Genomic DNA, 12169 nt, shown 5'->3' on the forward strand with positions numbered 1-12169 from the left:
GTCATCGCACTGATATCCTGATTACAGAACAGCTAAAACATCTTCCGCGTGGGAAGATAGTCGCCCACTTTAACCTACATTGGCGGAAGTGCAAACAGACACGCTCCATCACCGTATCCGCCAATTCGGCTACCAGAGTAAGATGTTGGCGGCGCACATAAGTTCCTCAGAAGCTTGGGTGTGGGGACTATCCGGGGATAAAACATCCGCTCTCCCTCGAGCCCTCAGTCGAGTGAAAATCATGTTCTTTCACGTTGATCGTTCCCCCCCACTGCCCCCTCATGCAATGATGCAATCAATGGGCAGGTAATATTGTACGGATGGGCATGGCACTGCTCAACCATCTCGCCCAGTACCTTCTCGATTCTCCCCAGTTGGTCGATTTTCTCACGCACGTCCCGCAACTTGTGCTCGGCCAGAGCGCTGGCCTCCTGGCAGTGAGCGCCATCTTCAAGTTGTAGCAGGTCACTGATTTCGACAAGACTGAAGCCCAGCTGCTGAGCCGTTTTCACGAACATTAACCGCTCGATATCAGCTGGACCATAGCGCCTAATACCACCTGGAGGACGTTCCGGCTCCGGTACTAGACGTCGCCGCTGGTAATAGCGGATTGTCTCGACATGGACGTTGGCAGCCTTAGCCAGGCCACCGATGGTCAATGAATTCGCTTTATCCGGCATACCCCTTGACTCCGTAGCTGACTACGGAAGTAATCTTATCTCATCGAATGAAACCATGAAAGGTGTCAGCGTTATGCCGAATTCCAAATCGGGGCGTGTCCCCTTGGCTGCGGGAGGTATTGCGGGCCTTTTGGCTTCGGCCTGCTGTCTCGGACCGCTGGTACTTGTCGCGCTGGGTGTCTCCGGTGCCTGGATGGGCAACCTCACGGCTCTTGAACCTTACCGCCCGATTTTCATCGGCGTTGCATTGGTGGCCATGTTCTTCGCCTGGCGTCGAATCTTCCGGCCAGTGGAACAGTGTCAACCCGGTGAAGTGTGTGCCGTACCACGGGTGCGAACGACTTATAAGGTGATCTTTTGGGCAGTAACGGCACTGATACTGGTCGCCCTGTTGTTTCCCTATGCCCTTCCTCTGTTTTATTGAAAGGAGATTGTCCCATGAAAATGCGCTTTGCCATGACGTTGCTTTTCGCCCTGCTCAGCATGCCCTCGTGGGCCGCCATGCAGACAGTGACGCTTTCAGTTCCGGGGATGACCTGTTCCGCATGCCCCATTACCATCAAGCTGGCCTTGAACAAGGTGGACGGTGTTTCACAAGTCGACGTGAGCTATCCGGATCGAGAAGCCGTGATTACCTTTGACGACACACGAACATCGGTGGAAGCCTTAACCCAGGCAACGGGCGATGTCGGCTATCCCTCCACCCTGAAATCCCTGGAAACGGACAGTAAGTGAGTTGTTATAAAGGACTCCAGGCGCCCTCTGTTACACGCGACTCGGCGCCTGCCGTGACAATGCCCCAGTAATACAAGGAACTCGGAATGAATAGTGACAATAACCTGCATATCGCTGTGATTGGTAGCGGCGGCGCAGCCATGGCGGCTGCCCTGAAGGCCGCGGAGCGCGGTGCCCGCATCACCCTGATCGAGCGCGGCATTATTGGTGGTACCTGCGTGAATACCGGCTGCGTGCCGTCGAAAATCATGAGTCGTGCCGCCCATATCGCGCATCTGCGCACGGAGAGCCCATTTGACGGGGGCGTCAGCGCCCAGATACCGAAGGTGGACCGGGCGAAACTGCTTCAGCAACAGCAGACGCGTGTCGAGGAACTGCGCGACGCCAAGTACGAAGGGATTCTGCGCGACCAGACGGCAATCACGGTCCTGAACGGTGAAGCCCGGTTTGTCGATGCCAATAACCTGGTGGTCCAGTTGAACGAGGGCGGCGAACAGAACGTCCATTTCGATCGCGCCTTTATTGGCACTGGCGCCCGTCCCGCAGAGCCGTCGATACCGGGGCTGGCTGAGACGCCTTATCTCACCTCCACCAGTGCGTTGGCATTAATTACTGTGCCTGAACGGCTGATCGTGATCGGCGCCGGTTTTGTTGCCCTGGAATTGGCCCAGGCGTTCGCCCGGCTGGATAGCAAGGTCACCGTGTTGGCCCGCAGCCGCCTGCTATCCGATGAAGAACCCGCCATCGGTGAGGCCATAGAGGCGGCGTTCAGGCGCGAGGGCATCGAGGTGCTCAAGCAGACCCAGGCCAGCCGTGTGGACTATACCGACAATGAATTCGTTATAGAGACCAATGCCGGTACCTTACGAGCTGATCAACTGCTGGTGGCGACCGGCCGGATACCCAATACCGAAAACCTGAACCTGGCGGGCATCGGTGTGGAAACCTCCCGTGGCGCGATTCAGGTGGATGGGCAACTGCAAACCACGGTCCCCGGTGTCTATGCCGCCGGTGACTGCACCGATCAGCCGCAGTTTGTCTACGTCGCCGCTGCCGGGGGCAGCCGGGCTGCGGTCAACATGACGGGAGGCGAGGCCACCCTGGATCTCAGCGCCATGCCGGGGGTGATGTTTACCGACCCTCAGGTCGCCACAGTTGGCCTGACAGAGGCCGAAGCGCTCAAGCAGGGCTACAATGTGGACACCCGTCTGCTGGATCTGGAAAACGTGCCGCGAGCGCTGGTGAATTTCGACACCCATGGCTTTATTAAGATGGTGGCCGAGCGCGATTCGGGACGCTTGCTGGGGGTGCAGGCGGTAGCCGGGGGAGCCGGTGAACTGATCCAGACGGCAGTCATTGCACTTCGGTCACGGATGACCGTGCAGGACATCGGCGATGAACTGTTTCCTTATCTGACCATGGTGGAAGGCCTCAAGCTCTGCGCGCAAACCTTCACCAAAGACGTGAAACAGCTGTCCTGCTGTGCGGGATGAGTATTTGCCAAGGCGCCTTCAACCCAACCTCTATCATGCAAGTTCGGACGCTTTCTGGTGCCTTCGGCGAGCCATGAGCAGCTTGGCAACAATCGGTAACAGGGTAATGCCACTGACCAGAATCAGAAGCACCGTCACCACCCCGGACTCAGAGGCCATGAGCAAGCCACCAAACGCAGTGATCAAATACGCTGTCGGAATAACACCGGCCAGCGTTGCGACCACGAAGCGCCAGAACGCGAGTGGTGTCAAGCCCGCTGCATAGCTGACCCCATCGAAGGAGATAAAAGGCACCAACCTTGATGTAAAAATGACAAGCATCAATGCGCCCTGAGAGCGTTCCTTGCCAAGCCAATTCAATACCGGACGTAGTCGCTTCCAGCGATGGATAACGTCGTACCCCAAGGATCGAGCAATGGCGAAAGCGATCAGTGCGCCGGCCTCAGCACCGATAACCACGATGACTGTTCCCCAAAGCGATCCATAGACTGCACCGGCAACCATGGCGATCGGGGCGCTGGGGATCGGGCTCAGGACAATGGCCGTGATCATCAGGCCAATGATACCCACCGGCCCCCAATACCCCAGTTGGTCAATCCATTCCGACAAGGCCGCCTTGTTGGTCACGGTGGTCAATGCTCCGGTCTCCAGCATGACCCAATAGATCGCAGCCAGTGCAGCCAGCAAGAGCATAACCCCGACTATTTTTGCTTTTGCGTTCGGTCTAACTCCCATGCTTGCCATGGGTACCCGATGAAATTCATGCTTCAGGGTGGTAGTCATAATCTCCTCTGGCGTTCTTACTCGCGCGTCCAGAATCGTCCCTGTTTTTCGAAAACAGGTACTTGCCGAGGGCTGCGACGCCAAGTACCAGGGCGACGATGAGCAAAAGGGATATCAACCCCATTCCCGCCATTCCAAACATGCATGCCTCATTTGTCATCATGTCAATCTCCTGATTCTGTGTGCCAGGTCTCTCATGAGACGCTGGCCTGTGCGGTCCCGCTTTCGTTCAGGTGGCTCGCCGAGGAGCGGCCGCTATCGGGTTTAAACCGGCCCAGCCGCAAGGAATTGGTCACCACGAATACACTGGAAAGACTCATCGCGCCGGCGGCCAGCATGGGGTTAAGCAGATAACCGGTAAACGGGAAAAGAACGCCCGCCGCCACGGGGATCAGTGCCAGGTTATAGCCGTAGGCCCAGACGAAATTGCCGAGGATCGTTTTGCGGGTGCGCCGGGAGAGCGCTGCAGCATCCACGATGCCCCGGAGGTCGCCGCGCATCAGAACCACGTCCCCGGCCTCGATGGCAATGTCGGTGCCGGTGCCGATGGCGATACCCACATCGGCTTGCGCCAGGGCCGGTGCGTCATTGATACCGTCACCCACAAAAGCAACCCGGGCACCTTCTTCCTGCAAGCGCTTCACTTCGGCCGCTTTCTGGTCCGGCAATACCTCCGCAAGCACCCGTTCAATACCGGCCTGCCGCGCAATCGCCTCGGCGGTGGCGCGGTTGTCACCGGTGAGCATGGCCACGCTGAGCCCTGATGACTTGAGCGCAGCAATCGCCTCCACCGAACCGTCCTTGAGCGGATCGGCGACGGCAATCAGCGCGGCTAGACGTCCGTCGACGGCAACATACAACGGGGATTTGGCTTTTTCAGCGAGTGACACCGCATCGTCGGCGACGCTGGCCAGGTCGATACCGAGGCGGCGCATATAACGGTCCGCGCCCACATTGATCCGGCGTCCTGCCACCTGTGCCTGGATGCCATAGCCCGGCTCCGCCTGGAATTCACTGATCGCGGGTAACGTGAGGCCCCGGTCCCTTGCGCCCTTGACGATGGCTTCCCCGATGGGATGTTCACTTTCGGTCTCCACAGCCGCGACCCAGGCCAGGACCTCATCCTCGCGGCCTTCCACCAGGATGAGATCTGTCAGCTCAGGCTGGCCCCGAGTCAGGGTGCCGGTTTTATCGAGGACGATGGTGTCCATCCGAGACAGTGTCTCCAGGGCCGCCCCTTTGCGGAACAGCACGCCCATTTCCGCGCCCTTACCGGTTCCGACCATAATGGCTGTTGGCGTCGCCAGGCCCATCGCGCAGGGACAGGCAATCAGCAGCACGCTGACCGTCGTGACGAAGGCAAAGGACAGGGCCGGCTCGGGCCCGAAGCTGAACCAGGTGATGAACGTCAGAATCGCCAGTACGATCACCACGGGAACGAAAATTCCCGCTATCTTGTCGGCCAGTGCCTGGATCGGGGGTTTATCAGCCTGAGCCGATTCCACCATTCTGATGATCTGTGCCAGAACGGTGTCCGCACCCACCCGGGTAGCCCGGAACGTCAGGGAACCGTTCTTATTAATGGTTCCACCCACCAGCTCGGCGTCTTTTTGCTTGGCCACGGGAACGGGCTCGCCGCTGATCATGGACTCGTCCACGTAGGATTGGCCTTCTTCCACCACGCCATCAACAGGAACCCGCTCTCCCGGGCGCACCTGGATACGGTCGTCAGGCACCACGGCTTCGATGGGCACTTCGACGGCTTCCCCGTCCCGAATGACTCGGGCGGTCTTGGCCTGCAATTGCAGAAGCTTTTTGATTGCCTCCGACGTCCGGCCTTTGGCGATGTGCTCAAAGTAGCGGCCCAGCAAGATGAGCGTCACGATTACTGCCGCTGCCTCGAAATAGCTTTCGGCGGTACCGGCGGGGAAAAATCCTGGAACCAACAGTGCTGCGACGGAGTAGAAATAGGCAGCGCTGGTGCCGATCATAACCAGGCTGTTCATGCCAGGATTGGCATGGCGCAATTCAGTGTACCCGGACCGGAAGAACCTCAATCCGGCATAAAACAACACCGGCGTGGTCAGGAGCCACTCAATAGCCATCCACCCCCGATGGGGTAAGACACTGACATACAAAGCCTCAAGAGCAGGGACCATCTTACCCATGGCAATCAGAACTACCGGGATAGTCAGCGCTGCAGCGAAAATCACTTTCCGGCGGAGGTCGATGCCCTCCCTGTCCTGCTCTTCCGTTTCGCTACTGGCGTCCGGCTCCTGAGGTTCATACCCCGCATCGCGGATAGCCCGATGAATTCGCGGCACTGACAAGGTGTCAGGCAGGAACTCCACAAACGCTTTCTGGGTGGTCAGATTGACGCTGGCCTTAACCATACCGGGTTGCTTATTCAATGCCCGCTCAATCCGGGATACGCAGGAGCCGCAGGTCATGCCGATGACCGGAATGTCGGCGGACTGTACCCGTGGCTGGTAACCCGCCTCCTTAATCGAGTCGATTAGCATGGCCGGCGTGGCGGGCTGATCAAATTCCACGGTGGCTTTTCCGGTCGCCAGATTCACCTGGGCTTCCGCAACGCCGCGCTGACCCATGAGCGCCTTTTCAATCCGCCCGACGCACGAAGCGCAAGACATTCCATCAACACGAGTCTCTATTCGTTGCATACCCGTTTGGCTCCTCAGCACGGCTAACTCTGTGCTTTTAAATCAGTTCATCCGCAGGCGACTGGCAGCGTCACCCTTGCTGGGCTATGGCTTCGACAATCGGGCAGCCGTCCATTGGTCCTTCACCGGAACATTCCTCCAGGGTTTCAGACAGGACGGCCTCGATGCGGGACAGGCTCTGAATCTGATGCCGGATTTTTTCCAGTTGCTTCCTTGCAATTCGCTTGGCCTCAGCACGATCGCCATTGGCGTCCTGAAGCATCAGGAGTTCACGAATCTCATCAAGGGTGAAACCCCATTGCTTGGCGTGAATGATGAACTGCAGCCTGGCGATCGCATCCTCGGGGTAACGACGATAATTCGATTGGGTTCGGGCAGGCTCTGGCATGAGATTTTCCCGCTCGTAAAAGCGAATGGCATGGCTGGCCACGCCGCTTTTTTCAGAGAGTTCGCCGATATTGAACGTTTTCATTCCTGCACCTCAAAACGAGTGGTCAATGACTTATCCTAACCATAACCTTAAAGTAGACTTTAAGGTCAAGGTATTTTTCATGCATTGTCAGATCGGGGGCGATGCACCAAACTGGGCCAAGGTCCCCCGTTTTTTAAATCAAGTGGGGCAAAAATACGGAGACACACTGTAATGAAGGTATTTGAGAGGCTATCTACGCTGGTTGTTGGACTTTTCCTGTCCCTTTTTGCATTCGCTGATGAGCCCGGGCGCATGGGAGAAGGCATGATGGGGGGCAACATGATGCAGGGCATGGGAGGTATGGGGCTATTCATGATGATTATCATGATTCTTTTGGTTGTGCTCCTGATACTCGCGATTCTGGCACTGATTAAATATCTGAGGAATAAGTGATGAACCGGAGTAAAAGTGTCCATCGGCGAACAGTCCTTCAGGCTGTGGCGGGCACCGGCGTCCTTCTCACGCTGTCGCCGGGACTTCTGCTTACCGGGTGTGATGGAGGGGTAAAAGCGGTTGAATCGGAAACGCTCGGCCTTGATTCAGACGAATACGATGTTGAACTGAATCTTCACGCCATGCCAGATTCGGTGCCCATACTTCCGGGCGCCCCCAGTGAAGTGTGGCGCTATAGGGCGGAATTGCTGAAAGGTCCAAAAAACACAGTCTCCGAAAATCCGGACAGTTACCTCGGCCCAACGATCCGGCTACGCCACGGCCAAACCGTCAAAATCCATATTCACAATGAGCTGCCAGAGGACACCACCGTCCACTGGCACGGGCTTCACGTGCCGTCCGACGTAGACGGACAGCCAAGACTACCGATCCGCCCAGGCGAGACAATGACTGTTGGCTTCGAGGTATTGGACCGGGCCGGACTGTTCTGGTACCACTCTCATGCCCACGGCAAGCAAGGTGGTCGCGTAGGATTCCAAAGTTACGCAGGGTTGGCCGGACTCCTGATCGTTGAAGACGAGGAAGAAGCGGACCTCAAATTGCCGTCGGGCGATAACGAGCTGTTACTGGTGCTTCAGGACCGCACCTTTGCTGGTAACAATGAACTGGTTTACATGGGCCGTGGCATGGGGTCCATGATGGACCGTATGCACGGTTTTCTGGGGGATAGAGTGCTGGCTAACGGGGCGCCTCCAACCACCCGCAAGGTTGCCACCCGCCCATACAGAATTCGAGTCCTCAATGGCTCTAACGCTCGCATCTACAAACTGGCCTGGAGCGACGGGCGACCTGTCACCGTTATCGGTGCAGATGGCGGCCTTCTTCAGGAACCGGAAGACAGGCCTTACGCCGTGCTGGCTCCGGCTCAGCGGCTTGATATCTGGGTCGACCTTTCCGAGTCCCAGCCAGGTGATACGCTGGAGCTTATCAGTGACCGTTTCCAGGCAGGCATGATGGGCGGAATGGGAATGATGGGCAGCAACGCCCTGCCCCTCGGCAGCCGATTTCCCCTGGCCAGGCTGGAGGTGTCCAAGTCAGTAGAGGCCAGCGAACCTTTACCGGCACAGCTAGGTGTGCAGCGGCAAAAAATACCGGTAAACAGCAATACGCGAATCCGGTCGTTCGAGTTAAGCCCGGTTATGATGCGGGGATTTGCCATGAATGGCCGGCGGTTTGACGGAACGAATGTTGCGGATGATGAAAAAGTCCGCCTTGGTGACACGGAAATCTGGGAATTCCACAACAACACACCGATGCCTCACCCGATGCATATTCATGGCTTGCAGTTCAACGTTGTAGGGCGACGAGGCGGCAGTTCGGATAGTTTACAGCAGGGCCTGGTAGACAGTGGCTGGCACGACACGGTTCTGGTTATGCCTCGTGAAACGGTTCAGCTGGCGATGAAATTCGAGCGCTTTGACGGCCTTTACATCTACCACTGTCATAACATGGAACATGAAGACGCAGGAATGATGCGCTATTTTCAGGTGCGAGGCTGAACGCGACGACATCCCTCTTAGCGCACATTCACTGTCAGAATGCTCTCGTCGAGTGTGAAGCATCCGAGACCTTGGGCTGAGGAGCCATCGACTGGACATCACCAGCCTCGCTCGTCTGATCAACTGCGGCCACTGAGCCTTTCTTGTCCTTACATTTCATCATGCAGAATCCAAGACCACACATGATCAGACAGGGTAGAAGGCTGATCAGTATTGGAGCAATCCCGAATAACACCAGTTGCTCCCATCCGAAAGTGAGTCCGGCGATGACCCCGATGGCTCCAAACAACCACCAACGCCACGGCCCTGTCAGCAAGCCCACCATTCCTCCTCGGCCTTGATCGGAATTCATCTTTCCCTTGTCTCCGTTACTCGTCTTCTTGTCACAACAATTCATCTTGCCTCTCACTCTTACTGGGGTTAGCCCGACCATCGCTGACGCGTTAGATAGCTCTGCTATTGAGCATTTCGAACGAACATAACGTTGAAGCAAGGTTTAAGATCAAGGGTTTTATCAGAGTGGCCAGAGGGAGTTCATCCTGGGCCTTCGGGAATTGACGGGTTGTGTTACTGAAATAAAAAAATGCTAGGATTATTGGAACAGATAGAGGGGTTGTCTGTCACACCCCGTATCCCCACAGCTTGGTGCTTGAAATCAGGATGTCCGCAAAGAACCGCCCAATCATCTCCGTTTTGCTATCACTACTTCTGGTGATCAGCGGGCCGGTGTTGGCTATGTCAAAAGTGGCGGACAGCCAGGCGAAAGCTTCAATGCTGGATTGCGGGTCCATGTCCATGATGATGGCCCAGTCTGATAGCGCCAACGCCTCAACAGAGACTGGAACTGATTGTGTCTCAGCCCCTGACATGGCCTGCCCGAGTACCAGTGGGCTGATCAAATGCAGTGTTAGCGTGAGTTTTGCCCTCTTACCGGGGAACTCCATCGATTTTACCGATACCGGCTCCCACCCGGTATTGACCGCGCGAGCAACCCTTTACCAGGATCCGTTCCTGGCCTCTATCACACCCCCTCCAGAACAGCACTCCTGAGTTTTAACCCGGGTTTTGCCCATCGCGGCACGCCCATTAACGTTAATTCTTGAATCGAAGTCCCGTGCCTTGAATCCAATAATCACGGGCTTTTAACCGGAGTGAATCCTATGCGTAATTCAACCATCAAAGTCACGGTTCTAGCGGCAGTCCTGGCAGGCAGCGCTGCTACCCTGTCAGCTTTTGCCCATGAAAGCGAAGACCAGGGAATGATGTCCTCAGAAGGCATGCACGGAATGGGCGGCATGATGCAGATGATGAACATGATGTCCGAAATGGATCCCGAAGACCGGAAGGCCATGACCGAAGCCTGCATGAGCATGATGCAGAGCCATGGTGATCAGCCGATGGACGGCGACAAGGAAGACGCCAACTGACATTTTCGGCAAACAGTCTGAACTGACATCAAATGCCCGGGGAAAACCAAAGTGCCCCGGGCACTTCATTGCAATCTACTACCCTTTGCCTATTGATACTGAGGACTACCATGAACATGAAAAAACTTGCCCTGTCGGTCGGCCTGTCCGGCATCGTTCTTGCTGCTGGCGCAACCACGCTGGCGATCCAAGCCAATGAGTCGTCGCAGCCAGCGACTGCCCAAACCTCCAACAGCAGTGCCGGAACGGCCATCACGGTCTACAAGAGCCCCAATTGTGGCTGTTGCCAGTCCTGGGCTGAACACCTCGAAGCCAATGGCTTTGAGACCACGATTGTAGAAACCGACGACCTTAATGCCATCAAGCAGCAGCACGATGTGCCGCGCGACATGGCGTCCTGCCACACCGCGTTAATTGGTGACTTGGTGATTGAGGGACATGTGCCGGCCAATGACATCGTCGCCTACCTTGAGGACCCGCAGTTCAACACGATTGGTCTATCAGTGCCTGGCATGCCCCATGGTACCCCCGGCATGGAAACAGGCCGAAAGGACGACTACCAAGTCATCGCCTTCAACGCCAATGGCCAGCAACGGGTTTTCCGTGAGCACAAGGATTACTGAGGTCCGTCCTATGAAAGCCATTTTTTACCATCTGAGTTCTGGCGCCTCCGGCCTTTTCCTGTTGGCGTTGGCGGTCTTCATGCCCGCCCTGGTTCAAGCCCAGCCTGCGAGTGATGGCCAATCAGTGAAGGCGTTGACCACCAACGCCTCGGGAGCTCTGGTGGTGCTTCGCGGCAGTGGTCTGTTTGCCCTTGAAGGGCAGACTGCCGTCGAGATGCCGCTACCACCGTCTGATTCTGGCAGTCAGCCTAACACTCTGGCCAAGGGTGCAGACTCAAGCCTGTACCTGGCAGGGCCTGGCCTTGGCATCTGGCGCTACGACAATGCCAACGAGAGCTGGCAGCCCCTGAACGACACCCTGCCCGATCTCGGGATCACAGCGATCGCGGCACACGCCACACAACCGGATACGCTCTACGCCTATCTCGGTGACGATGGCATGTTCCGTTCCAGGGACGGCGGTGAGGGCTGGGTAAAAGTTGACAGTGGCCCCCGAGAGCCGGTGCAGGCGTTCCTGCACTCGGATATGCCGGGCAGCATGGAGAGTGGCTGGCTTTTCGCTGGTACCACCCGCGGTGTTTCACGTTCCATGGACTGTTTCTGCTTCTGGGGCGATGCCGGCGAGTTGCGGGGCACTGTTGCCGCCATTGATTACGATCCGTCGGCCCCGGAAAACGTCTATGCCGTGACCGAGGGTCGACTTCACCATAGTTCCGACGGCGGCGAAACCTGGGCCAACCTTGAATCAACCCAGGCGGTGACCGCGCTGACATTCTCACCTACGGAAGGTCTCGTGGTAGGTACCGAAAACGGTGATCTGCTGACGCGGGACGCCTCTGGCGAATGGGTGCCTCTTTATGAATAAATGGTCATTCCCGCTGGTCTTGCTCGTTGCCCCCGCCATTGTGATGGCGGGGGGCGCACCAACGAACAGTGACAGCGTGCCGGCCGAAGTGGCCGAGGGCCGTCAGATTTATGAGCAGTACTGCGCCGCCTGCCACGGACGGCAGGGCGAGGGCACTGCCGACTGGAACAAGCCGGATGAGAAAGGCGAAATGCCGCCACCACCTCACGATGAGACAGGCCACACCTGGCGTCACAGCGACTCCATGTTAGTTAGGATGATCGCAGAGGGGTGGCGGCACCCCTTCAACAAAACGGACCGACTGACCATGCCGGCGTTCAAGGACATTCTCACCGACCAGGAAATTCGATCGGTGATCGAGTATCTGAAAACTCTATGGACGGAGGACCAGCGTCGCTACCAACAGAACGAGAGTCCGGACTCTAATCAGGCTGCAAGTCCTTCCTGATTCCTCAAGC

The 12169-nt window shown here is 56.9% G+C and carries 16 protein-coding genes; 9 read left to right on the forward strand and 7 right to left on the reverse strand.

Going from position 1 to position 12169, the window contains the following annotated elements; all coding sequences use genetic code 11:
- Positions 1-239 precede the first annotated feature (239 nt).
- Entirely contained in the window at positions 240-680 is a 441-nt protein-coding gene (merR, locus tag ASQ50_RS01425) for an Hg(II)-responsive transcriptional regulator (protein WP_011784886.1), read from the reverse strand.
- 73 nt (positions 681-753) lie between these two features.
- On the opposite strand from merR, the gene merT reads away from it, so the two are divergent.
- From merT to merA, 3 genes are all read left to right on the forward strand, one after another.
- Positions 754-1104, forward strand: coding sequence for a mercuric ion transporter MerT (gene merT, locus ASQ50_RS01430; protein ID WP_011784885.1), 351 nt, complete (start codon positions 754-756; stop codon positions 1102-1104).
- A 14-nt stretch (positions 1105-1118) separates the two neighbouring features.
- Complete coding sequence (merP, locus tag ASQ50_RS01435; protein ID WP_011784884.1) at positions 1119-1415, forward strand: mercury resistance system periplasmic binding protein MerP; 297 nt, start codon at positions 1119-1121, stop codon at positions 1413-1415.
- A gap of 86 nt (positions 1416-1501) precedes the next feature.
- Entirely contained in the window at positions 1502-2908 is a 1407-nt protein-coding gene (merA, locus tag ASQ50_RS01440; protein WP_058089842.1) for a mercury(II) reductase, read from the forward strand.
- A 33-nt stretch (positions 2909-2941) separates the two neighbouring features.
- Here the strand turns inward: merA and ASQ50_RS01445 are convergent, their stop codons facing one another.
- The 4 genes from ASQ50_RS01445 to ASQ50_RS01460 all read right to left on the reverse strand — a co-directional run bounded on the left by ASQ50_RS01445 (position 2942) and on the right by ASQ50_RS01460 (position 6844).
- Entirely contained in the window at positions 2942-3691 is a 750-nt protein-coding gene (locus ASQ50_RS01445) for a TVP38/TMEM64 family protein (protein WP_058089843.1), read from the reverse strand.
- The gene (locus tag ASQ50_RS01450; protein WP_041334534.1) at positions 3669-3854 is read right to left on the reverse strand and encodes a hypothetical protein; all 186 of its coding nucleotides are present in this window, start codon (positions 3852-3854) and stop codon (positions 3669-3671) included. Before ASQ50_RS01450 ends, ASQ50_RS01445 begins: the two co-directional genes overlap by 23 nt.
- Before the next feature lie 31 nt (positions 3855-3885).
- Positions 3886-6372: a heavy metal translocating P-type ATPase gene (locus ASQ50_RS01455; RefSeq protein WP_058089844.1), complete on the reverse strand. Its 2487-nt coding sequence runs from the start codon at positions 6370-6372 to the stop codon at positions 3886-3888.
- A 70-nt stretch (positions 6373-6442) separates the two neighbouring features.
- Positions 6443-6844 (reverse strand): MerR family transcriptional regulator, encoded by a 402-nt coding sequence (locus ASQ50_RS01460; protein ID WP_058089845.1) that lies wholly within the window; start codon positions 6842-6844, stop codon positions 6443-6445.
- 171 nt (positions 6845-7015) lie between these two features.
- Between ASQ50_RS01460 and ASQ50_RS01465 the strand changes: the two genes are divergently transcribed.
- Together ASQ50_RS01465 and ASQ50_RS01470 are read left to right on the forward strand one after the other, a co-directional pair.
- Positions 7016-7237 carry a hypothetical protein gene (locus tag ASQ50_RS01465; RefSeq protein ID WP_058089846.1) on the forward strand — a complete coding sequence of 74 codons (222 nt, stop codon included), beginning with the start codon at positions 7016-7018 and terminating at the stop codon, positions 7235-7237.
- Positions 7237-8796, forward strand: a complete 1560-nt coding sequence (locus ASQ50_RS01470) for a multicopper oxidase family protein (protein WP_058089847.1) — start codon at positions 7237-7239, stop codon at positions 8794-8796. Before ASQ50_RS01465 ends, ASQ50_RS01470 begins: the two co-directional genes overlap by 1 nt.
- A 34-nt stretch (positions 8797-8830) precedes the next feature.
- Here the strand turns inward: ASQ50_RS01470 and ASQ50_RS21135 are convergent, their stop codons facing one another.
- Together ASQ50_RS21135 and ASQ50_RS20920 are read right to left on the reverse strand one after the other, a co-directional pair.
- Positions 8831-9148 carry a hypothetical protein gene (locus ASQ50_RS21135; RefSeq protein WP_058089848.1) on the reverse strand — a complete coding sequence of 106 codons (318 nt, stop codon included), beginning with the start codon at positions 9146-9148 and terminating at the stop codon, positions 8831-8833.
- A 268-nt stretch (positions 9149-9416) separates the two neighbouring features.
- Positions 9417-9740 (reverse strand): hypothetical protein, encoded by a 324-nt coding sequence (locus ASQ50_RS20920; RefSeq protein ID WP_058089849.1) that lies wholly within the window; start codon positions 9738-9740, stop codon positions 9417-9419.
- Positions 9741-9956: 216 nt separating this feature from the next.
- Here ASQ50_RS20920 and ASQ50_RS01485 point away from each other — a divergent pair, with 216 nt between their 5' ends.
- The 4 genes from ASQ50_RS01485 to ASQ50_RS01500 all read left to right on the forward strand — a co-directional run bounded on the left by ASQ50_RS01485 (position 9957) and on the right by ASQ50_RS01500 (position 12159).
- Complete coding sequence (locus ASQ50_RS01485) at positions 9957-10223, forward strand: hypothetical protein (RefSeq protein ID WP_058089850.1); 267 nt, start codon at positions 9957-9959, stop codon at positions 10221-10223.
- A 110-nt stretch (positions 10224-10333) separates the two neighbouring features.
- A complete protein-coding gene (locus ASQ50_RS01490) occupies positions 10334-10846 on the forward strand; it encodes a DUF411 domain-containing protein (RefSeq protein WP_058089851.1) in 513 nt (170 codons plus the stop codon).
- Positions 10847-10856: 10 nt separating this feature from the next.
- Positions 10857-11711 (forward strand): WD40/YVTN/BNR-like repeat-containing protein, encoded by an 855-nt coding sequence (locus ASQ50_RS01495; RefSeq protein WP_058089852.1) that lies wholly within the window; start codon positions 10857-10859, stop codon positions 11709-11711.
- Complete coding sequence (locus ASQ50_RS01500; RefSeq protein ID WP_058089853.1) at positions 11704-12159, forward strand: c-type cytochrome; 456 nt, start codon at positions 11704-11706, stop codon at positions 12157-12159. The genes ASQ50_RS01495 and ASQ50_RS01500 overlap by 8 nt, the downstream gene beginning before the upstream one ends.
- Positions 12160-12169: the final 10 nt, after the last annotated feature.

The sequence above is a fragment of the Marinobacter sp. LQ44 genome (assembly GCF_001447155.2).
Taxonomy (GTDB): Bacteria; Pseudomonadota; Gammaproteobacteria; order Pseudomonadales; family Oleiphilaceae; genus Marinobacter.